This is a genomic window from Hydrogenovibrio sp. SC-1 (genome assembly GCF_002848135.1).
Taxonomy (GTDB): Bacteria; Pseudomonadota; Gammaproteobacteria; order Thiomicrospirales; family Thiomicrospiraceae; genus Hydrogenovibrio.
This window is the reverse complement of the sequence record NZ_PKGB01000005.1, coordinates 35,870-58,271: the sequence shown is the minus strand read 5'-3', so window position 1 is coordinate 58,271 and position 22,402 is coordinate 35,870. Positions and strand designations below refer to the sequence as shown.

24 protein-coding genes and 2 tRNA genes are annotated in these 22,402 nt (G+C 44.1%); 3 read left to right on the top strand and 23 right to left on the bottom strand.

Annotation, left to right across the window (positions count from 1 at the left end):
* Positions 1 to 8 precede the first annotated feature (8 nt).
* The 11 genes from dmeF to CYQ88_RS04055 form a co-directional block, all read right to left on the bottom strand.
* Positions 9 to 920: a CDF family Co(II)/Ni(II) efflux transporter DmeF gene (dmeF, locus tag CYQ88_RS04105; protein ID WP_101840078.1), complete on the bottom strand. Its 912-nt coding sequence runs from the start codon at positions 918 to 920 to the stop codon at positions 9 to 11.
* Positions 917 to 1,264, bottom strand: coding sequence for a hypothetical protein (locus tag CYQ88_RS04100; protein WP_101840077.1), 348 nt, complete (start codon positions 1,262 to 1,264; stop codon positions 917 to 919). The genes dmeF and CYQ88_RS04100 overlap by 4 nt, the downstream gene beginning before the upstream one ends.
* Positions 1,265 to 1,273: 9 nt before the next feature.
* Positions 1,274 to 4,351 (bottom strand): efflux RND transporter permease subunit, encoded by a 3,078-nt coding sequence (locus CYQ88_RS04095; protein ID WP_101840076.1) that lies wholly within the window; start codon positions 4,349 to 4,351, stop codon positions 1,274 to 1,276.
* Positions 4,352 to 5,356, bottom strand: a complete 1,005-nt coding sequence (locus CYQ88_RS04090; protein WP_158236005.1) for an efflux RND transporter periplasmic adaptor subunit — start codon at positions 5,354 to 5,356, stop codon at positions 4,352 to 4,354. It lies immediately after the preceding gene.
* Positions 5,357 to 5,560: 204 nt separating this feature from the next.
* The gene (locus CYQ88_RS04085; protein WP_101840074.1) at positions 5,561 to 6,823 is read right to left on the bottom strand and encodes a dicarboxylate/amino acid:cation symporter; all 1,263 of its coding nucleotides are present in this window, start codon (positions 6,821 to 6,823) and stop codon (positions 5,561 to 5,563) included.
* Between the two features lie 397 nt (positions 6,824 to 7,220).
* Positions 7,221 to 7,505, bottom strand: a complete 285-nt coding sequence (locus tag CYQ88_RS04080) for a hypothetical protein (protein WP_143483757.1) — start codon at positions 7,503 to 7,505, stop codon at positions 7,221 to 7,223.
* A gap of 186 nt (positions 7,506 to 7,691) precedes the next feature.
* A complete protein-coding gene (locus tag CYQ88_RS04075; protein WP_143483756.1) occupies positions 7,692 to 8,111 on the bottom strand; it encodes a carboxypeptidase regulatory-like domain-containing protein in 420 nt (139 codons plus the stop codon).
* Positions 8,112 to 8,237: 126 nt separating this feature from the next.
* On the bottom strand, positions 8,238 to 8,420 hold the full coding sequence (locus CYQ88_RS04070; RefSeq protein WP_101840071.1) for a hypothetical protein: 183 nt from the start codon (positions 8,418 to 8,420) through the stop codon (positions 8,238 to 8,240).
* Positions 8,421 to 8,651: 231 nt separating this feature from the next.
* Positions 8,652 to 8,951, bottom strand: coding sequence for a rhodanese-like domain-containing protein (locus CYQ88_RS04065; protein ID WP_101840070.1), 300 nt, complete (start codon positions 8,949 to 8,951; stop codon positions 8,652 to 8,654).
* Positions 8,952 to 8,999: 48 nt separating this feature from the next.
* Positions 9,000 to 9,485 carry a phosphatidylglycerophosphatase A gene (locus tag CYQ88_RS04060; protein ID WP_101840069.1) on the bottom strand — a complete coding sequence of 162 codons (486 nt, stop codon included), beginning with the start codon at positions 9,483 to 9,485 and terminating at the stop codon, positions 9,000 to 9,002.
* On the bottom strand, positions 9,482 to 10,693 hold the full coding sequence (locus CYQ88_RS04055) for an argininosuccinate synthase (protein ID WP_101840068.1): 1,212 nt from the start codon (positions 10,691 to 10,693) through the stop codon (positions 9,482 to 9,484). The genes CYQ88_RS04060 and CYQ88_RS04055 overlap by 4 nt, the downstream gene beginning before the upstream one ends.
* A gap of 221 nt (positions 10,694 to 10,914) precedes the next feature.
* Here CYQ88_RS04055 and asd point away from each other — a divergent pair, with 221 nt between their 5' ends.
* Together asd and CYQ88_RS04045 are read left to right on the top strand one after the other, a co-directional pair.
* Positions 10,915 to 11,796 (top strand): archaetidylserine decarboxylase, encoded by an 882-nt coding sequence (gene asd / locus CYQ88_RS04050; RefSeq protein ID WP_101840067.1) that lies wholly within the window; start codon positions 10,915 to 10,917, stop codon positions 11,794 to 11,796.
* Between the two features lie 13 nt (positions 11,797 to 11,809).
* Positions 11,810 to 12,148, top strand: a complete 339-nt coding sequence (locus CYQ88_RS04045; protein ID WP_101840066.1) for a P-II family nitrogen regulator — start codon at positions 11,810 to 11,812, stop codon at positions 12,146 to 12,148.
* Positions 12,149 to 12,223: 75 nt separating this feature from the next.
* Here CYQ88_RS04045 and CYQ88_RS04040 read toward each other — a convergent pair whose 3' ends face one another.
* From CYQ88_RS04040 to CYQ88_RS04020, 5 genes are read right to left on the bottom strand one after another with little or no spacing between them, the layout of a single operon-like run.
* Complete coding sequence (locus CYQ88_RS04040) at positions 12,224 to 13,000, bottom strand: hypothetical protein (RefSeq protein WP_101840065.1); 777 nt, start codon at positions 12,998 to 13,000, stop codon at positions 12,224 to 12,226.
* 20 nt (positions 13,001 to 13,020) lie between these two features.
* Positions 13,021 to 14,469, bottom strand: a complete 1,449-nt coding sequence (gene ntrC / locus CYQ88_RS04035) for a nitrogen regulation protein NR(I) (protein WP_101840064.1) — start codon at positions 14,467 to 14,469, stop codon at positions 13,021 to 13,023.
* Between the two features lie 14 nt (positions 14,470 to 14,483).
* Positions 14,484 to 15,569, bottom strand: coding sequence for a nitrogen regulation protein NR(II) (gene glnL, locus CYQ88_RS04030; RefSeq protein ID WP_101840063.1), 1,086 nt, complete (start codon positions 15,567 to 15,569; stop codon positions 14,484 to 14,486).
* A 9-nt stretch (positions 15,570 to 15,578) separates the two neighbouring features.
* Positions 15,579 to 16,244, bottom strand: a complete 666-nt coding sequence (locus CYQ88_RS04025; protein ID WP_101840062.1) for a metal-dependent transcriptional regulator — start codon at positions 16,242 to 16,244, stop codon at positions 15,579 to 15,581.
* Between the two features lie 11 nt (positions 16,245 to 16,255).
* A complete protein-coding gene (locus CYQ88_RS04020) occupies positions 16,256 to 16,516 on the bottom strand; it encodes a hypothetical protein (RefSeq protein WP_101840061.1) in 261 nt (86 codons plus the stop codon).
* Positions 16,517 to 16,670: 154 nt separating this feature from the next.
* On the opposite strand from CYQ88_RS04020, the gene CYQ88_RS04015 reads away from it, so the two are divergent.
* Entirely contained in the window at positions 16,671 to 17,441 is a 771-nt protein-coding gene (locus CYQ88_RS04015; protein ID WP_101840060.1) for a hypothetical protein, read from the top strand.
* Positions 17,442 to 17,466: 25 nt separating this feature from the next.
* On the opposite strand, the gene CYQ88_RS04010 is transcribed toward CYQ88_RS04015, so the two are convergent.
* The 7 genes from CYQ88_RS04010 to tolB all read right to left on the bottom strand — a co-directional run bounded on the left by CYQ88_RS04010 (position 17,467) and on the right by tolB (position 22,392).
* A tRNA-Arg gene (locus tag CYQ88_RS04010) sits at positions 17,467 to 17,541 on the bottom strand.
* Positions 17,542 to 17,655: 114 nt separating this feature from the next.
* On the bottom strand, positions 17,656 to 18,498 hold the full coding sequence (locus tag CYQ88_RS04005; protein WP_101840059.1) for an MYG1 family protein: 843 nt from the start codon (positions 18,496 to 18,498) through the stop codon (positions 17,656 to 17,658).
* Between the two features lie 228 nt (positions 18,499 to 18,726).
* A tRNA-Lys gene (locus CYQ88_RS04000) sits at positions 18,727 to 18,802 on the bottom strand.
* A 77-nt stretch (positions 18,803 to 18,879) separates the two neighbouring features.
* Positions 18,880 to 19,575 carry a 7-cyano-7-deazaguanine synthase QueC gene (gene queC / locus CYQ88_RS03995; protein WP_101840058.1) on the bottom strand — a complete coding sequence of 232 codons (696 nt, stop codon included), beginning with the start codon at positions 19,573 to 19,575 and terminating at the stop codon, positions 18,880 to 18,882.
* Entirely contained in the window at positions 19,572 to 20,417 is an 846-nt protein-coding gene (ybgF, locus tag CYQ88_RS03990) for a tol-pal system protein YbgF (protein WP_101840057.1), read from the bottom strand. The genes queC and ybgF overlap by 4 nt, the downstream gene beginning before the upstream one ends.
* A 15-nt stretch (positions 20,418 to 20,432) precedes the next feature.
* Positions 20,433 to 21,047, bottom strand: coding sequence for an OmpA family protein (locus CYQ88_RS03985; protein WP_158236004.1), 615 nt, complete (start codon positions 21,045 to 21,047; stop codon positions 20,433 to 20,435).
* Between the two features lie 40 nt (positions 21,048 to 21,087).
* Positions 21,088 to 22,392 carry a Tol-Pal system beta propeller repeat protein TolB gene (tolB, locus tag CYQ88_RS03980; protein WP_101840055.1) on the bottom strand — a complete coding sequence of 435 codons (1,305 nt, stop codon included), beginning with the start codon at positions 22,390 to 22,392 and terminating at the stop codon, positions 21,088 to 21,090.
* Positions 22,393 to 22,402 lie beyond the last annotated feature (10 nt).

Sequence of the window (22,402 nt, the reverse complement as noted above, 5' to 3'; positions counted from 1 at the left end):
CCGACTCTCTAATCACAATGATTGACTTCAATCGTAATGTGCTTTAACTGCTCAAACCTTTGCAGCCGAGCTTTATAGTTTTCAGGTAAATCAGGAGACGTCGAGACCAAACCAATAATCACCGCATAATCTTCAGCATTTAATTTCCAAGCGTGAAAATCCACCACCTTGGTTTCCGGAATCGACTCTAAGACATCGACAATCTCAGATTCGATATCAGGCGAAATACTATAATCCAGTAAAATCTTCGAGGTATCACTGGTCAATCGCTTGACCCAGATAAAAATAATCACCCCACCCACAATCCCCATCATCGGATCCATCCAGCCCCAACCAAACCACTTGCCTGCCAACAAGGCAATAATCGCAGCCAAAGAGGTTAAGGCATCAGCAAGGACATGTAGGTAAGCCGCTTGGTGGTTATGGTCTTTACTCACATGACCGTGTGAGTCATGGGTTTCACTGTGATCATGATGCAGTAACAGCGCTGAAACCAAATTTACAACCAAGCCCACGACTGCAACAATGAGCGCTTGATCAAAGGCAATCGACTCTGGGTGAATAAATCGCAGAACCGATTCAACAATCATTAAAACTGCAACGACCCCCAAAAAAATGGCGCTGCTATAAGCTGCCAACACCGAGACTTTGCCGGTACTAAAACTGAACCGTGGGTCCGATTGACGAGCATAAGCATAGCGCCACGCAAACAACGTCACGCCAAACGCAACCAAATGGGTGCTCATATGCCAACCATCGGCCAGTAACGCCATTGACCCATAAACGGTGCCCGCAATAATTTCGGCTAACATCGTGACGACCGTCAACGCCAATACAATCCATACCTGTCGTTCATTTTGCTTAGAGTGGCGCACAAAATGATGGTTATGCTGGAAGTTTTTTAACCGTTCTTCATTCATGAATCGACCCTTAGGAATAAAAAGGTTAATTGCCCAACTTCGGAAACCGTGAAATGGATTTTCTCATTCGCGATGCCAGATTCTGTCTGGCCTGCACAGCTCCAATTCATTTGCCAAGGCACCTGATAACTCAGCCGGAAACGATTATCACGAATATGTTCAACCGCCTCTAAGGACATGTCGCCCGCATAACTCGCAAAATGGCTAATATGAGACAAATCCGGTACCAAAGCCTGTTCCATCCGTGACAGATTTTTAACCAATAGTTGATATAAGCAGGCTTCCGCTTCATTAGAGGATAACTGACTAAACGCGCTCATATCCTCAAGCTTAATCATTTCCATTTTTAAACCTCATCTGCGTCGAACCATTAATCGGTACAATAACGGAATGGTAAATAGGGTCAGCACGGTAGACACACTGATCCCCCAAACAATGGCAGTTGCCACAGGGCCAAACATCAGTGAATCGCCACCAATACCAAGCGCTAACCCCATTAATCCGGCCATCGTTGTAAAAGCAGTAATTAAAATGGGCAACAGTCGACGACGCGCTGCATACACCACTGCATGTAATAATCCCATTCCTCGCCGCAAACGATCATTCGCTGCAGCAATTAATACAATCGCGGAATTCACTGCAATCCCTGATAAAGCAACCACCCCATAAAGAGTATAAAGGCTCAACGGATTGCCCGATATCCATAATCCATAGGCCACTCCCGTAAACGCCATTGGAATGGTAAATAAGATGATAAACGGCTGTAAATAACTGTTGAACTGGGTCGCTAAAATCAAGTACATCAAGCCAATCCCCAACACAAACAACATCCCCATAGCACCCAGAGATTCTTGTATTTCATCCAATTCTCCAGAAAAATCCAAAGAAATGGTTGGATATTCTGCTGAAACCTTTTCCCATTCGGAAATTAGTCGATCATTTGCTTGTACCGTATCAATAACGGTTTTATCCAAGTCGGCCTCTAGCGTAATGGATCGGCTGAAATTATAATGCTTCAAACTCACATAGCCCGGTTGAGTCCGAACCTTCACCAATTCACCCAATGCAATGGGTTGACCAGACGGCGTTGCAATCGGCGTATTTAACCAGGCCTGGATGTTTTGCGTTTGCTGAGAAACGGCTCTAACGCGTAATACTATCAGTTCACCCTGTTTATTGAGTTGAGCCACGATTTCGCCATCCGCTAATAATCTCAAACTTCTGACGACCGTGGATGGCCGCAAGCCAACACGATGAATAGCAGGCAAATTCAATTCGGTAATCAATTGTTGAGAACCCAGTGATGCATCTGAGGTAATGTCTTTAACCCCTTCAATAGAGGCTAGAATCGACTGTAACCGCTCAATCGCCTCACGAATCCGTGCATAGTCTTCTCCTCGAACCTTGACACTAATCGGCTTTGAGCTTGGCGGCCCCCCCGATAACTTTAACAAACTGATCTTGGCCTCATCCGGTGCCTTCGCCGTCAGTTCTGATCTCAGCCCATCAATAATGGTATTCACATCGCGTTGAGAGGCTTCGGGATCATCTAAACTGACAAAAATCTGACCATAGACTTCGCCAATCAACGGCTCCGTTTCAGTGAACATTTGTCCTGAATAAGCGACAGTTGCACGGACTTCCTCCGGTTTCAGCCAAGCCAGTGCCTGTTGCTCCACTTTTTGAGTTGTTTCTAATGTTTCTTCTAACGGCGTTCCAGCGGGCATTTCCACATTGACATAAAAGACCCGTAATGTATCAGAGGCAAAAAAGTTGGTGGTAATTCGCCCCGACTGAATCAAGACCAATACCGAGATAAAGCTACTCACTAATAAAACCACCGTCCAAATAGGATGACGGAAGCTTTTCACCAAAATACGTCCGTATAAGTTTTGAATTCGCTTAATCCACCTTTCTCGACGGCCCTCTAAACGAGTATGAGCCGTCATTTTAATATGCATTAAGTGGGTCTGAGAAGGTAACATCCAAAAGGCCTGAATCAAGGCAATTGTCAGCGCAATTGTCACCACCATCGGCACCACTCGCATAAAGTCGCCCAAAATCCCCGGTAACAACATCAAAGGTAAAAAGGCGGCTAAGGTGGTCAAAATGGCAGCAAAGATTGGCCAACCGACTTCTTTCATGGCTTCAATCGCCGCATCTAATGACGTAGCGCCCTGATGCATCCGAAACACCATTGCTTCTACCATCACCACCGCGACATCAACCAACATCCCTAAAGCGATGACCACGCCCAACAAAACCGTTAGATTCAATGTTTCACCTAAGGTATAAAGCACGACGAAAACGCCCGCCAACGAAATCGGAATCGCAGTTGAAACCAGCACACCAATACGCCACCCTAAAAAGAGCCAACTAACTAATAACACCAAAATTAGCCCTTGAATGGCATTATTCTCCATCAACCCAATGGCATTTCGAGTTGGCAAAGTCTGGTCATCCGCTAACACCACCTGAACTCCATTCGATTGATAGCGGCCATTAGCATCTTCAATAAAGGTTTTTAAGCGTTCAACCAGAGCCAAGGTATTAGCCGAATCTTTTTTCATCACCGCAAACATCACCGCCGGCTGACGGTTATAACTGACTTCTTGGGTTGCATCCGCCTTATTAAAACGGACTTGAGCTAATTGCGATAGCGGAACTTCACCCAGCGCCTGATTTCCCCCGCCAACAGGGACTTTTAATTGCGCTAACACTTCAGGATTAATGCTTTGTCCTAAATGTCTTACCAGCCACTGCTGACCGCCCACTTGTAACTTACCAGCAGCCACATTTTGCCACTGAGCCGAAACCGCATCGGCTAACTGATCCGGGGTAATTTGATGCGCAGCTAACGCATTCATATCCATTTGCACTTGCAGCTCAGGGTCTTCCAAACCAACCGCATCAACTCGGTCAACCCCTTTTATACGTTCAATTTCTCGCTTCAACACATAACTATGACTTCGCAATACTTCATCATCAGAATAGCCTTGAACTACGATGGTTGCCGAAGGAAAGGCATTGGCACTGGTAATTTCAATAATGGTTGAATCTTCTGCGTCCGTCGGTAATTCATCTTTCTTATTTTGAATTTCGCGCCTTAAATCACTGACTCGCTTATCAAACAGTTGTGAATCAATATCTCGAAAACGCACCAAAATATTCGACAAACCGACTCGAGAAGTGCTGGAAATAAAATTCACATCGCGTAATTTTCGCAAGGCATCTTCGAGTGGCTGAGTGACGCGAGTTTCCACATCTTCGGCACTCGCTCCTGGTAGGGCGGTAATCACCACAATCCAGTTAAAATTTATACTCGGGTCTTGTTGCCTTGGCATCATCTGATAGGCCGAAATACCCAAGACCAGTACCAGTATCATCACCAAATTGGATAAGACCGTATTTTTTAACAGTGCCCGCATCATTTAACGCAGTGCCTCCCCTGTTTGAATACGATGCTGCCCCTCAGTCACCACAGCCAACGTCTTAGACCAATCTTCTGGAATTTTAGCCGGCCGCCCAGCTTGAGCTTCGGGTAAGATTTTGAACACTGCATTGCCAGCTTCGGCTACAAATACACCCAGTTTTCCAGAGCGCATCACCACAAACTCTGCCGGTAAATGACCTTTTTGCATCGTTACGACTAAAGTCCCTGCTAGCCCAATCGGAGCAGATTTAGGGGCTTGAAACCATACCGTCGCCATCCGTTGATTAGGTGACAGCACCTGACTCTGTCGTAACCATGCCACCTGCTGCTCGGCCTTACCTTTGACTTGCCAAGAGCCCATTTGCTGAGCCATCTCATTCGCTAGAGTTAACGGCAACTGTACCTCAATTTCCGCTAAATCACTTCTAACCAATTTCATAACCGGAATGCCAACCGATAACCACTGACCTCGACCCGCCATTAAGTCTGTCACGACACCGACAAACGGTGCTCGAACTTCGCAGCGTCTTACTGCTCTCTCAGCTTGTCGCTGTTGAACCCGTAATCCATTCAAATGGGCTTGAATGCTTTGTACTTGGGTGAGTGATTCATCGATCTGACTGGTCGCGGTATATTGCTGCTTTTCCAAGTTTTGAAAACGCTGTAATTGCAATTGAGCTAATTTCAATTGTGCTTTCGATTCAGCTTGCAAGGAAGCATTTAGCGCCAAGGCATCTTCGGTATCACCACAGTCTAACTTTGCCAAAAGTTGCCCCTGCTCAACCGATTCTCCGGGACGCACCTTAACCGACTGCAAACGTGCATTCAGCTCGCTACTTAGGGTTGTTTCGGTATGTGCGACCACCTCGGCGGGAAAAGAATAGGTTGGGTAAATTAATAAATCAGAAAGCGGTTTTGTCGAAACCGCCTGCGCGGAGCTACAAAAAATAGCGCCAAAAACCAGCGCCATTCTCTGCAAAAAAATTGAGTGCATTTGTTTCATATTCATTCCCTCAGAAATGACTTTATAATTTAATTGATTTTAACTCGTATATTTCATAAATATGTGCTGAAATTGCTCAATAACCTTTTTACACAAGGGAATTTTCGAAGACGCCCCGTATCCACGATTACGTGCGACTGAGAAAATAGCATTTGTGGCATCAAGGGGCAAGCCAGGCCTGTGCAAATTTATAAAATATTCGAATTAAAAGTGTTTCGATACCAAGACCTGATCTTCGCCTTCCGAACGAGCAATGATCACGGCGCCGACCGAATCACTAAAGATATTGACCATCGTGCGCATCATATCCAATAAACGATCCACCACCAATAGCAACCCAATGGCTTCTGCGGGTAAGCCTACTGCCACCAAAATAATACTAATCGCCACCAAACTCGCAGATGGGATCCCTGCCACACCAATCGAGGTCGTTAATGCGATCACCACAATAAGTAGCTGTGTTGAAAAATCTAGAGGCACCCCAAACAGTTGCGCGATAAAAACCGCTGCAACACACTCATAAAGTGCCGTGCCATCCATATTGACTGTCGCACCCAGCGGCAAGACAAAACTGGACACCCGATTCGAAACCCCAGCGCGCTTTTCCAGTGCATTAAGGGTAATGGGCAAAGTCGAAGAAGAGGAACTGGTTGAAAAGGCCGTTAGTAATGCCGGTGCCATTGCCTGAAAATGCAACCAAGGATTGCGGACTTTTCCAACAAACCTTAGAAGTAAAGGCATCACCACCAACATATGAGTGGCCAATGCCAGCACCACCGTCATAAAAAACCATGCCAGATTGCCAAATTGATCCAAGCCTGTCTTCGCCACTGAAGCAGCAACCAGCCCAAACACTCCTAGCGGCGCAAACTTCATCACCCAAGCGGTAATTAGCATCATCACATCGAATATACCTTGCCAAAAGTGGTTTAGGGTCTCTTTTGCAGGCCCTTCAATGCGTGTCATAAAAAAACCAAACAACAAGCTAAAGAAAATCAACCCCAGCATTTGACCCTGAGCTGCCGCATCCACAACATTAACGGGGATCATTCTTAAAAAGATATCAACCACATCGCCAGCCGATTTTCCTGCCACGGCAGACATCACCGCTTCATTCGACTCTAAGACAGGGGCAGCTTCGCCAGACACACCAGGTTCGATCACATTCACCAACACCAAACCAATCATAATGGCTATAAAACTGGTGAACACATAATATCCAACCGTTTTTGCCCCTAAACGGCCAAAGCCTCCCTGACTACCGACATTGGCGACCCCCGTAATAATGGCAGATACCACCAAAGGCACCACAATCATTTTCAGTGCGTTTAAGAAAAGGGTCCCCACAAAAGTATAAATGGCTAACCAACTGACACCCAACAATTGCGTCTCTGCTCCTGTCCATACACCCATGACAACGGCAAACAACAGCGCAATCAATATCTGCCAATGTAATGCTAGTTTCATCTTACTTTTACTCCTAAACGCTCGGCACGTTTGATTCGTTGGATATAAATTTCAGGCAAAAACGCCCAGGCCTGGCGACTTTTTTAACAGACTGGCCAAACAAAAATATAAAGGAATGATTATACAAAATATGAACAGAAAGGCACGGCCGAGCCGCCGAAAAAACCAAAAACAACCAGGCCTGGGAAAATCTAGCCTATCCACTTCAAAGTATCTGAATCCACAATAGGACATTACAATGTTAGCTTGACTCTAGCCCCAGTTCTTTAGCAGTTGGGTTCGGAATAGGTATTGCGACTGCTATTGTTGAAAGAAATACCGTTAATGATGTACCAATCATTAAGACATAGAGAAAGTATTTGAATTTAGCTACACTCTAACCCCAGTTACTTGCCAATTATTCACAGTCAAAGAAGCCTAAAGTGATGATGGATAATGCTACGTCAAATAAACCGCATGAACCATATCTTTCCTTTTGTGCTTCTTGACTATAGTACTCCACCATGCGGTCATTACCATTTTCTCTAGAGAGCTTTGCAAATTCTTCATACATTTCAGCTTTACGTAAGTGGTGCATATCACTGCTACCACTTTTAATTTGTTTATGATTTGTACAGGACGCAGTGGTAAATATTGCCATGAATAACAATGCAGTTATATACTTTATTCGCTTATTTCTCATAATCACTAACCATTTTATTAACGAGACTTCGCGTTGGGATTGCACCCAACCAGATCGATAGCAAGAACTATAATTGCCCATTTTACCAATATCACTACACACTCCTAGATTTACATTCGACACATAACAGGCGGAGCGTAAGCTGTCTAGCCCACATCGTGGACGAGGCTGACAGGATTTGTTTATTCATTTAGAAAGATACACCTCTACATCAGTCGTAATCACTCCGCAATAACCCTCTACAACCTCTACATCTGTAGCTACATAATCTTGATAACCGACCTTACTAACGATTACCGTGTAGCTTCCTTTCCCAACCATTCCCTCTAAAGCCCCAAAATTTATGCAATTTCCTTCAAAGCCATCATATAAGTTAACTTCAGTAACAGTTTCCGTAAAGCTTCCATTACCTATTACGACTGTTGCACCGCACGAAATGGGAGAATCTGTTTCTTGATCGAAGACATAAACAGCAATACCTGGATACACAGAAGTCGTGCAATCAAGACCGCCCGGTTCAGTATCATTTTTACCGCCACACCCTAATATATTTAGGGCAACAAAAAAAACTAAAAAATAATTTAATTTCATATATTTCTCTTTCATTATGAGGCCCCACGCAATGAATATAACGAGGTGCGGATAAACGGCATGTGAAAATTTATTTTCATAAAGCCTGCCCGCTTCATTCGCTTGTTAGTCCAGCGCTTGCGCAGGACTCAAGTGGAAAACTTAATAGCGCCCCATACCACCAAAGATACCGCCTAAGATTAAATTAACGACTGTAAATATAATGGCCAGAATAATGAAGGCGGGAATGGATGCGATAGCGGCTTTGACCATAAAAATCACCATTGACCAAAATGGCATTTTTATATCAACAATGTTGACTTCGTTTATGTTGTTATTTTCCACTGGGTTCTCCAAAAATAAATTGCACGTAGTGATAATAGATGCGAAAAAGCCTTTAGAAATCATACAACAACCAAACTGGAATTACTAGATTAAATACGTAATAACTGAGTTCGAAGTAAAAGATACTTATTCTTTTATTTGCTGTTTTTTTGCTGATTGGACATAGGAAAATGCCTAGGCATGGTATAAAAAAAGCACCCTAAGGTGCTTTTACAAACTATGAGAATAGCTTTATGCGACATCCGGACATTGATACCAAGCTTGGTAGGGTCCCATATTGTAAACAGAACCAAACCCAAATGACTGCAAAAGCTGCATCGCCATTTGCGATCTCTGGCCTGAACGGCAGAAAACGATAACCGGTAAATTTTTGTCCAATTTAGTTTCAGCGGTAATATGAATTTCATGCAAGGGTAAATTGACCGCACCGGGCAATTGACTCATTGCAAACTCTTCTGGCGTCCGCACATCGACCAATTGTGCATTCTGTTCTTTAATTAATTGCTTTACTTCTTCACACTGTGTAAACATCAATACCACACTCTTCATTTCTAAATTGAGAAAATATATCGAAAGAGACTACAAAAAGCCAGTTTGCAAACCCCAAATAATTATTATGGCATAACAAGCTGCCATTATGTCATCGAGCATAATGCCAAAACCATTGGCAACTCGTTGGTCTGCCCAACGAATCGGCCAAGGTTTTAAAATATCAAAAACTCGAAAAAAAACAAATGCCAATACCCAATAAAGCCAAGACTGTTCCGGCAGACAAATTAATACCAGCCAAATGCCAACAAATTCATCCCAAACAATCCCGCCATGATCATGAACGCCAATGGCATCGGCTGAGCGGCCACAAATCATTGATCCCATTAAGGTACCTGCGATCAACAAAGCCAACGCCGCCATTGGCAACCAAATTAACAATGGCACAAATAACACCAATCCTAAAAGCGTTCCAGCCGTACCAGGTGCTTTAGGCGACAGTCCCGAGCCAAAACCGAACCCCAGCATCAGGACTGGCGAATTCAAGAGGTCTCGAAAACTTGGCGTTGGTGTCATTTCAAACGTTTCTTAGCCGCGGTTCTCAGACGTAAGGCATTCAATTTAATAAAGCCTTCGGCATCTTTATGATCGTAAGCACCGCCATCTTCTTCAAACGTGGCAATGGCTTCGTCAAATAGGCTGTTTTCTGAAGTACGACCGACAACCACCACATTACCCTTATAGAGTTTCAAACGAACATTTCCAGAAACATAAGCTTGAGACTGATCAATCAAAGCTTGCAACATCTCACGCTCAGGGCTAAACCAAAAACCGTTATAAATCATTTCAGCATACTTCGGCATCAATTCATCTTTTAAGTGCGCGGCATTGCGATCCAATGTCAGGGATTCTATTGCTCGATGGGCTTTTAGCATAATGGTACCCGCTGGGGTTTCATAACAACCGCGTGCTTTCATACCCACAAAACGGTTTTCAACTAAATCATCACGGCCAATACCATTTTCGCCCCCCACCTTGTTTAGATATTCCATCACAGTTGCCGGAGACATGGCTTCACCATTAATTGAGACAATATCACCTTTGTCGTAACCAATATCCAAGTAGGTCGGTTGATCAGGCGCATTTTCAGGTGAAACGGTCCAAAGCCACATATCTTCTTCAGGTTCATTAGCCGGATCTTCAATAATGCCCCCTTCATAAGAAATATGTAACAGGTTTGCATCCATTGAATAAGGTGATTTTTTACCCTTTTTCTTTTCAATCGCAATATTGTGTTTTTCAGCATACGCCATCAGCTTTTCACGTGACAACAAATCCCACTCACGCCAAGGTGCAATGACTTTGACATCAGGCATTAATGCATACGCATTCAATTCAAAGCGAACCTGGTCATTTCCTTTACCGGTCGCGCCATGTGAAATCGCATCTGCACCCACTTCTTGGGCAATTTCAACTAAGCGCTTTGAAATCAATGGTCGCGCAATAGAAGTCCCCAAACGATACTCCCCTTCATAAATCGCATTAGCACGCATCATCGGGAATACAAAATCGCGAGCGAATTCTTCACGCAAATCTTCAATGAAAATTTCTTTAATACCCATGGCTTGCGCTTTAGCACGCGCGGGTTCAACTTCTTCACCCTGACCAATATCGGCAGTAAAGGTCACCACTTCACACTGGTACTCATCCTGCAACCATTTCGCAATAATCGAGGTATCTAACCCACCAGAATATGCCAACACGACTTTATTAATATCCGACATTCTTTTCTCCTAATCGACTGATCTGTCATGTTTTTTCGACAAATCCTAATTTCAAATTGGGTTGTAAGGGCGAATTTTAATCCACTCTCAATAATTGCGTGGCATTATACCTTAAACCTAAGCGTTTTTTTGAAATGAACATCGCCTCAATAACAGAATCCTTTTATAATACGCCCAATCAAAATGCTTGAGCGAATCAAGCTTATACTTAAGGAAACCCCATGCGTTTTTTTGACAGCTTAAAAGTAATTCCACAATACCTCATTCCAAAGCATTTGCTTTCTCAAGGCATGCATTGGTTAATGCAAGTAGAAGTTCCATGGATCAAAAACACGATTATCAAAGTCTTAACCAAACTCTATAAAATTGATATCAGTGAAGCCGAAAATGAAGATATTGAGACCTATCCACACTTTAATGCTTTTTTTACGCGAGCACTTAAAGCCGACGTCAGACCGATTGATGATAATCCGCAAAATTGGTGTAGTCCGGTGGATGGCGTCGTAAGCCAGTCCCACCCGATCCAAGGTAATCAACTTATTCAGGCCAAGTGCCACGACTATACACTTGAAGCGCTTTTGGGTGGCGACATTGGATATGCACAAAACTTTATCAATGGTGATGCGGCCGTCATCTATTTATCGCCAAAGGATTATCATCGCATCCACATGCCAACCGATGCCCAACTTCTCTCTATGACTTATGTGCCAGGTGACCTTTTTGCCGTTAACCCAGCGACGGTGCGTTCAATTCCCGGGCTTTTTGCTCGCAATGAACGGCTAATCATTCGCTTTACAAACGACCACGGTGATTTTTGTTTAATCATGGTGGGAGCCATTTTTGTCGGTAGTATGGAAACCGTATGGGAAGGCAAAATCACCCCGGAATACGGCCCAACGATTCGCCACTGGGATTATCAAACAGACCAACTACATTTCCAAAAAGGCCAAGAAATCGGCCGATTTAATATGGGTTCAACGGTGGTACTGGTTACTCCCGCAGAAAAAATATCCAGCTTAGGACAAATCACTCAAAATACCTCTATCAAAATGGGCGAAATGCTGGCACAATATAGCGACAATTTAACTGAAAATGAACTCTAAAGGACACTTTCCTATGAAGATGGTCACTTCCATTATTAAACCTTTTAAACTAGACGATGTTCGTGAAGCACTCCACGACATTGGCGTACACGGGATGACAGTGATTGATGTTAAAGGCTATGGTCGTCAAAAAGGTCATACAGAAATGTACCGTGGTGCGGAGTATGTAGTGGATTTTTTGCCAAAGTTAAAAATTGAAATTGCAGTGAGCGAAGACAAGGTTGATCAAGTCATTGAAGCCATTGTTCAAACAGCTCAAACTGGCAAAATCGGTGATGGTAAGATCTTTGTTACCCCAATTGAACAGACGGTGCGTATTCGTACGGGTGAAACTGGGCCGGAAGCACTTTAAAACACACCTCACGCCTAAAAATGACCAGGCCTGGTTATTTTTAGGTAAATTTTACAAGCAAATCAAAGGTGCTATTCAAGACCAAATAGACGCACCAACACGATTGATTTGTCGCGTTTTATGAACTGATTCGCCTAACGGAATCACCTCCCAATCCCAAGCCAAACCCGCCTCTGGCAAAGCAACATCCCAAGCTGGATCAAATTGATCAATCAAACGACCTTCTGCGTCATACTCTGTTATCTGACGATCTGCGATTAAGCACTTCACTCCCGAATAGTCGTTCAACTGCTTCAAGTGCGCTTTAATAATCGCTTTGCCCATCTGGTCAGCCGCTTGATCATCCAAGTTAAAACGATCCATTAACCAACGCACGGGAATTAACGGCAATTGGGTGGCCAAATTCAACGACACCACCATATCCACATCTGCTAACGAATCCGGTTGCCAGACATTTTCATAAGCTAATTGCGTGTCACCAGCAAACACCTGGGGCAAGATGCCTGACACATCTGCCACAATCAGCGTCACATTAGCATAGTGCTCAGCCAACTGCTTAGCAGGCTTTAAAAAGACCAAATCCACTAAATAAATGGTTTGAAATTGTTGACTGAGTTGCGCTAACGGAATATCTTCTAGCGACCCAGCCCCCATGACCACCAAATGACGGTGTTGCTGACACTGAGATGCCGCGTCTAAAATGGCGTTTTGACATGCTTGAAAATGATTTTGCCAACTATGATGACAACGTTTATGCCGTGCCCGCATCGCAATGGCTTCACTTAAATACCCCATTTTTCGGACATAGGGCAAACAAGGCGTTGAAAGATATGTCAGCCATTCAGCAATCATGCGAGAGGCCGCTCATAAAATCAATCATCCATCCCCAAGGCTTGAGTTTTACGCGTTAAGGTATTCCGCCCCCATCCCAACAGCTGAGCCGCTTTTTGGCGATGATTCATACTGGCATGCATCGCCACTTCAATTAACACCTTCTCAAAACGCTTTTCAGCTTCCGTGTGTAATTCCGTTTTGCCATTGGCTAAAAACTGAGTTGCCCAAATTCTGAGCGGCGTTTCCCAATCTTCAACCGAAGAGCCAGCCTCAACTTGTTCACTGGCAGAAGTTTCAAAGCCCTGCTGAAGCTCCAAAGGCAAATCTTCAGTATGAACAATCTTATCGGGTGCCATAATCGTTAACCAGGTGCACAAGCTGCGAATTTGTCGAACATTCCCCGGCCAACTCAATCCTACCAAGAATTTTTCCAATGGCTTACTGAGTCGTTTTTCTTCCAACCCGTAAGCCTTGGCCTCTTCAGCTAGGTAATAACGGACAATCGGTAAAATATCTTCTTTACGCTCACGTAATGGCGGCACCTTAATACGAATCACATTGAGACGATACAATAAATCTTCCCGGAAACGCCCTTCTTTTACCAGTTTCTGCATATTTTGGTGGGTTGCCGCCACAATACGCACATCGGTTTTAATTGGCGTTTTGCCCCCAACACGATAAAAGGTGCCATCATTTAATACACGTAGCAAGCGGGTTTGTAAATCAACCGGCATATCCCCAATTTCATCTAAAAATAGGGTTCCACCATTTGCCTCTTCAAATCGCCCCACTCTTTGGGTATGCGCGCCAGTAAAGGACCCTTTTTCATGACCAAACAATTCCGATTCCAGTAAGTCCCTTGGAATAGCTGCGGTATTAATCGCGACAAAGGGTTGATTAGAACGATCACTTAATTCGTAAAGTGCGCGAGCTACCAATTCCTTACCGGTTCCCGTTTCCCCAGTAATCAACACCGTCACATCCAATTGGGATACCCGCCCTAAAATACGGAAGACTTCCTGCATGGCAGGTGCCGAACCGATAATATTCAAAGGCTGCTTGGTTTGTTTCGATTTTTTAACCCGTCGACCACCCGACATCTGACGCTTAACGGCGCGGTCGATAATCATCAATGCATCATCAATTTCAAACGGCTTAGGCAAGTATTCAAACGCACTGTTTTGGAAAGACTTAACAGCGGTATTCAAATCGGCATGCGCCGTCATAATAATGACCGGAATCTGTTTATCGAAGTCATGCAAGGTATCCATAAACTCCAACCCATCCATACCCGGCATACGCACATCAGATATCACTACAGTTGGCGGTTCAGAGTGTAAATGGCGCATGGCTTCAATGGCCGAGTCAAAAGCGCGAACTTTATATGGGCGATCATCTAACGATTCGGTTAATACCCACCGTATAGACGCATCATCATCAACAATCCAAATGACAGGAACCGAAGAGGAGGTAGTTTCATTTTCCATAAATAATCCAATTTCTATTGATTATGTCGAGCGATTTCCACTCGATTGTGATCAAAAGGTAAATAAATATTAAAAACCGTGTGGCCGGGCTCACTTTCGGCAACAATCAAACCGCCATGTTGGCGCACAATATTTTGGGAGACCGACAGGCCCAACCCAGAACCGTTTTTCTTGCTGGTCACCATCGGATAAAAAATCGAATCAAACACCGATTTATCAATCCCTTCGCCTTCATCAATCACACTAATTACCGCAACCAATGGATAGGTTTTTGTACCCAGCGTAAACTTTGACTCCACGCGTGTTCGAATCGTCAACATACCGCCATGTTGTTCCATTGCCTGTATCGCATTGATGACCAAGTTCAATAAGGCTTGAACCATCGCTTCAAAATCCATCGAAATTTCTGGGATACTGGGATCGTAGTCGAGTTTGATAAAAACATAATCGGGTTTATCGCCACGCACCACTTCCAGTACATAGCTGATCAATTCGTGAATATTAACCGGCTCCTTATCCGCATCTCCACGCGGCCCTAACATGCGATCGACCAAATTTTGTAAACGCTTAACTTCTTTTTGAATAACGTCCAAAAAAGGTTCGGCTTTGGCATTATCAGGAAAACGCTTTGTCAATAATTGGGTTGAGCCATAAATGCCCGCTAATGGATTTTTAATTTCATGCGCCAAGGTTCGAACCAGAAGATTTCCCGCTTCATACTGGTGCCAACGTTCATCTTCTTCGGCAATACGGTGATGACGTTCGGTATTATAAAGTTCAATCAACCACCCATCTTCATCGGCCATTTCATAATAAGAAATGGTACAAGTCACATGCAGCTTCTGTGCATCCGGTAACCGAATCGTATATTCATGAATCGTTAAACGCCCCGTACCACACGAATGAATATCATCTAATAACTTCGGCAAAATATACCGCCAGTTCATACCAATCACTCTTTGGGAGCTTAGCTGTAACAGTTCAGCTCCAGCCAGATTGATATAGCCAATGTTCTCATTCTTATCAATCCAGACCACGGCAGTGGTCAAACCTGCCAAAATTTCATGCTCACTGATTGACTGGGTAATCCGGTTCGTCATAACGATTCCTTATGCAACAAAAATGGATTGCGCCAATCTAAAATCCAACGCAAATTGCGTCCCATCGACTTCAACCGACAAGGGACCTTCAAAGGGCGCTTTTTCAAACACTTTCACCTGCGCCCCTTTCACTAAACCCATCGAAAATAAATAGCGCAACTCTTCAGGCGTGCGATTTTGAATACGGATAACCTGACAACTTTCATCGGGCGTCGCTTCACACAAACTCACCATCTTTTGCACTTCCATATTGCCATGCTGATCGGGAATAGGCGAGCCATGTGGATCTTGGGTGGGTCGACCCAACTCTTCCCACATTCGGTTCACCAACCGATCTGACACCGCATGTTCCATCACCTCTGCCTCAGCATCCACCTCATCCCATTGATAGCCCAATCGTTCTACCAGATACAATTCCAGAACTCGGTGACGCCGTAACATTTTCAAGGCGATTTTTCGACCTTGATCGGTTAAGGTCACGCCGTAATAAGGCGCATACTCAATGAATTTTTTTTCAGACAATTTTTTCAACATATTCGACACAGATGCCTGAGAGATCGATAATCGCTCTGCAATCGCCGATGTTGAAATCCCTTTGTCTAAGCCAGATTCTGCATTGACTTCTTCCAATTTAAAAATAATTTTTAAATAATCTTCTAACGCTTGACTCGCCATCAATCACTCTCTTATTTGGTTGGCGAGGCCGACATCATATTTTGCACCACATTAGCATCCGGAAAGGCAAACACATACAAAATAAAAAACATCACCAAAAAAACGGTACGCGTCAGCGACTTAAATGGCAACACAGGATGACTTAACAAGGCAAACCCAATGGCACAAAAGAGTGCACTCCATGCCGATAAAGTAGCCGCCAGCATAGCGCCCAAAGCCCCCATCGCCATAGAGTAATAATGCCAGGTAAATTTCGGTTTTTTGCTCGCCATACAGACCCTTTTTAAATGCATAAAATTAGTTGGCTTTATTCTACCCTAATCCTGAACCTAAAATCACCCATTGCACCGAAATCGTGCCTCGAATTCGGTACACACTTCCGCTAAAATAGTCCCAATAGGAATACAATTGAGAAAAGGAAAAACAATGAAAGACACGATTATCGTGGTTGGAATGGGCGAACTGGGTAGCGTTTTTGCCAGAGGCTTTTTAAAACTCGGTCACCCGGTTCAAGCGGTGCGTCGCCAAGATAACATGGCAGAAGTCGCTAAAGAAATATCCAAGCCAGCTGCCGTGCTAATTGCGGTTGGCGAAGCCGACCTGCAAGACACATTAAAAACTATTCCCAATCAATGGGCTGACAAAACCATTCTTATCCAAAACGAGTTGTTACCCAAAGATTGGGAAAATACTCATCTAATTGACCCGACGGTGATTTCCGTTTGGTTTGAAAAGAAAAAAGGAATGGACTCAAAAGTGGTGTTACCCTCTCCTGTTTATGGCCCGCGAAGCCAACTGGTCTTTAATGCACTGGCACAAGTTGACCTACCCTGCCAACAGCTCGATTCAATGGAAGATCTAAGCTATGAACTGGTTAGAAAAAACGTCTACATCCTAACCACCAATATTGCAGGTCTGGAATCAGGGGGCAATGTTCAACAATTAAAAGAACAACATCCAGAGTTATTAACCGAGGTGGCAAATGAAGTCATTACACTGCAAGATGCCTTAACCGGACACAAAAGCGATGCTCAACCATTAATGGACGGCCTCAACGAAGCCTTTGACGGTGATCCAAACCACCAATGCATGGGACGTTCTGCTCCCGCTCGACTGAAGCGTGCACTGAACCTAGCCGAACAGCACAACTTAACTCTGCCCAAGCTACAAAGCATTGCCGAAAAACTCAAAGATTAGATTAGGAATGAAATAACGGAGGAAATGGCGCAGCCACCAGGACTCGAACCTGGAACTACCCCTTAGGAGGGGGTGGTTATATCCCTTTAACTATGGCCGCTGAATAAAGCGGCGCTATTTTAACAGCTTTGCTTTCAAAAAACACCAGGCCTGGTTGTTTAGGACTCTGAAACGGCAGGTTCTCAATCATGTCTTTTTAGGTATTTCTAAAACATTATTGGCTTTTCGCCATTGCCAAAGCACTCTCAAAACTTCTGCAAACTGACATAAACCCAGATTTATGACAAAAGACAGCATCGTCCAACCCTAACACCGCTTTTAATTCTTCATCTCTCAAACCCCGAAAACGTTCAGGTAAATGATTTTTCTTGCCGTTACAGAATACGCCATACCCTTCACTACCTTTCGGATAAACCACTCGGGCAATTTCGGGATGAGAACGAATAAAATCTTTAAACGGTAAATTTTCTTCCAGAACCAAAATGCCTTCTTCCACGTTTTCAGCGCAGGCCTCCAGCGCCACAACCACTTCTGCTTCCTTAATCGCCGCCTGAATAAAATTATTTAAAATATTACGGGTAAACGCAATCGCGTCTTGGAAGGCCGCCTCTTGCCGCTCAACCTCGTCCGTTGAAGACGCATTCATCATCCCAACCAACATCGATACAGACGGTCGCGGGTCGTCGGTAAACAAGCCATTATCCACTGCATCAATATCACGGATAATTTTTTTATCCACCCACTCTAATGCAAACTGAATTTCATAATCCCCTTCTAGCCCTTTCGCTGCCAGGATTTTTGCACCATAATGCTCCCAAACTAAACCGGCAGTGGCATAAGGCGTACCGTCTTCACGCGTTCGGGTAAAGCTGTTTTGATGATGATCAAAACGCAGCCTTTCTGGATCATACTCACCGCCAACATCCAACACGATTTCTGCTCGGTCTATCACTTCTTGATCTCTTGACCGCACGATTTCCCTGTCTTCAATCATCAAAATCATAGCAATGGCAAATACTTCATCCGCATGAAAACGGCCAGAATGGCTAACGAGCATAGAGGTTCCTTATTAGGGGTTATGAGTTAATTGTAAAAATTCAGAAGACAGTATGGTATCGCATTTCGCAAAAGCCTGGGCATTAAAGCACCGAATAGAAGTTCATTTTTTACCTTGCTTGTCAGTAAGTAAACTTTATAGCATTTTAATGTGTTTCTTCAGAAATAAGGTAAAAACAAGTCTTTATCGATGAGGAGAATATAACGGAAAACAACGAGAATTTGAAAATGGTGGGTCGTGCGCGATTCGAACGCGCGACCAATTGGTTAAAAGCCAACTGCTCTACCAGCTGAGCTAACGACCCTCTCTGGAATGGGGCGTATTATACAAGCTAGGTGACTTTTAGCAAGTTGTTTTTTTGGGTTTTTAGCTTTTTTGCGCTTAGGCTAATGTAACATAGCGGGTGGGATCGGCTATGCCCGCTTCTTTGAATCCTTGCTTTCTCAGCCGACAGGAATCACAAACCCCACAGGCCTGGCCATTTTCATTAGCTTGGTAGCAGGAAACCGTTTGACTGTAGTCCACACCTAACTGCACACCCGTCTGGATAATCTGGGCTTTGGTGAGCGATATTAACGGTGTTTGAATGTGCATACGATGCCCTTCTACACCTGCTTTGGTCGCTAGGTTGGCTAGGGTCTCAAATGCGGCGATATACTCTGGACGGCAATCAGGATAGCCGGAATAGTCCACGGCATTGACACCGATAAAAATATCATCAGCTTCAAGTACTTCGGCTAAGCCAAGTGCATAAGACAAAAACACCGTATTGCGCGCTGGCACATAGGTGACCGGAATCTGATTGTCTTCCACGCCTTCAATCGGAACATCAATGAGATTGTCGGTTAAGGCCGAGCCACCAATCGCATGCATATTCATTTGCATCACGCGATGAGAAGCCACCTTAAAATGATTGGCGAGCGCTTGCGCAGCATGCAACTCAACCTTGTGTCTTTGTCCATAATCAAAGCTGAGCGTATGACATTCATACCCTTGTGATTGTGCGACCGCTAGCACGGTTGCCGAGTCTAACCCGCCAGAAAGTAAGACAACGGCTTTTTTTTGATCCGTACTCAATTGGATGCTCCAGATAGGTCTTTTAAACGACTTTGTGCTTTTTTCGCAGCAGGCAGATGATCATAGGCCTTTATGCATTTTTCATATAAGGCTTTGGCCTGATCTATCTCCCCTAGCGAAGCGAGAATATCAGCGGCTCGAAGCATGGCATCGGCTGCTTTATGGGTACTTGGGTAGGTTTCATAAACATTTTTAAAGGCGGCTAGGGCTTTTTTCTCATTGCCTAAAACCGCTTCAGCCTCTCCTTGCCAATAACCTGAATTGCTGGCCAATTGACTATTAGGATAGGTTTTTAAAAATTTCGCAAAATCGTCAATTGCCGCTTGATACTTCGATTGTTTCATTAATGTAAAGGCCGCATCATAAGCCTTTTTTTCAGTAGCTGTGGCCGGTTCAACTTCAATAGCCTTGTCATCAGATTTTGTTGAGGGCTTGGATTCGTCAACTGACTCAGTGACGGGCTGTTCCGGTTGCGGTGTCACAACTGGAACGACAGGTGTAACGGCTACCAAAGGCGCCTCAGCACTTTGTTTTTGAGCGGCTTCCAGCTCGCTGAGCCGCTTATCTTCTTCTTGATATTGTTCGGCCTGCGTTTCTTCAACTTGTTTTAATTGGTACTTTAAACGGTCAACCTCACCATAGAGTGTTTGAATTTCGCGGTGCTGCTCAGCTAGACGTCGACTCAATTGAATCATAGCTGGATTATTTGCCATTCTCTCCAAACGCTCTAACCGCTCTTCAATCGTTTGCTGAGCTGCCATAGCGGGCATAACCATGCCGACACTAACTAAGCCTGTCAACGTTAAAATCGCTACTCGTTTAGATAGATATGTCGCTTTCATCAGTTCAAAACCTTATTATTGTGCTTTAATTTCAACACGTCTGTTTTTAGCCCAAGCTGCTTCGGTATGCGCTAAATCTGCTGGGACTTCTTCACCCATGGTGATCACAGCAATACGACTAGTATTAACACCATACAACATAAAAGCTTCGGCAACAGCTTTAGCCCTTCTTTCCCCCAATGCCAAGTTATATTCTGGGGTACCTCTTTCATCGGTATGACCAATCAGTTGAATTTTTTCGTCAGGGTTATCGACCAAGATGGCGGCATAATGCTTCACGGTTTCGAGCGATGTATCATCGACAATAAACTGGTCATAACCAAAGTAGATAACAGGTTCGAAAGTATGTGCCATCGCATCAGCGCCCGTGACCTCAGGTAAATCTTCAGCGCCCATATCTTCTGAGCTTAAAGCCTGCCCATTAACGCCTTCTGCTTGTAACACTTCCACTTCGGCTTTATCGGCATTGGCTTTTTCTAATGCCAAACGGGCTTTTTCGGCATAATCTTCCGTCTGTTGTTCTGAATTAGCCATATCCATATCGGCTTCCGAAGCATTTTTTGGCGTACTACTACAAGCAACCACCGAAAGCGCTAAAGCGCCTAATAAAGATCCTTTTAACCAATGCATCTGATTCTCCTTTTTTCGACTCAGTGTCGCAATCGATAATTTATTCATTTAATAATGGCCCCCAAGAAGGTGCTCTGACCTCCCCATCTTGAACACTCAGCACCTGCGTCACACTACTATCGATTGAAACAACCGCTAATTTACCCAGGCCTGCTTGGTTCATGGCATATAAAATCATTTCACCGTTGGGTGAAAATGAAGGGGATTCATCCAAATAGGTTTTGGTAATGACATTAAACGTTTCATTGTATAGGTCTAATAAGCCAATATGAAAGCCTTTATGGCCATGCACCATCGCCACATAACGACCATCGGGCGATACGGCCGGATTAGCATTGTAGCCCCCAATAAAAGAAACGCGACGGATTTCACCCGTATCTAAAAACACCTGGAATACCTGTGGCTGACCCCGTCGATCCGAGTTAAAAAACAAGGAATGACCATTGGGCGCCCAAACCGCTTCGGTTTCAATTGCCCAATTGCGCGTTAACCGTCGTAGATGACGCGTTTTCATATCCATTAGATACACATCAGCCGAACCATCCTTAGATAAGGTTAAGGCCATTTTTTTACCATCCGGCGACCAGGCAGGCGCGCCATTGATGCCTTTATAGCTGGCAATAATCTCTCGTTTCAGACCGTCTAAACTCTGAACCACAATTTCCGAACGGCCATTTTCAAAGGTCACATAGGCTAACTGTTTTCCATCCGGCGACCAACTCGGTGACATAATCGGGTTAGTGGAGCGAAGGATAGGATGGGAATTATGCCCATCGGCATCAGCGACCTCTAAACTAAAATGACGATTGTTATTCTTGGTTTTAACCGTGACATAGGCAATTTTGGTATTGAATGCACCTTGAATCCCAGTCAACTCTTTATAAATTAAATCGGTGATTTTATGGGCGACTTGTCTTAAGTTCGACTTAGTAATCCCTGTCCAACGCTTGCCCATAATTTGCTCTTTACGCAAAATATCAACAAAACGCATCTCTATTTGATAAAGCCCATTCTTGGTTTCAATCAAGCGCCCCATAAGCAAATTATCAACACCCAAGGCTTTCCAGCGATCAAATTGAATGGCTTTTAAATGATTGGGCTTAGCTGGAAGCTGCGACTCGTCAAGTGCTTTAAACTTACCGGTTCGGAATAAGTTTTGACCAATAATTTGCGACATGGCTTCAGGCCGCAGTCCCTTTCCTTCAAATTCAAATGGAATCAGAGCAATGGGTAAAGCGCTAGCGGAACTTTGGTCAATCTGAATTGTCAGCTCAGCACGGCTGGACAAACTGACCATCCATAAAACACAGACTAAAAAAAACTTCCTTTTAGTTAATAACAGCATGGCAATCCTT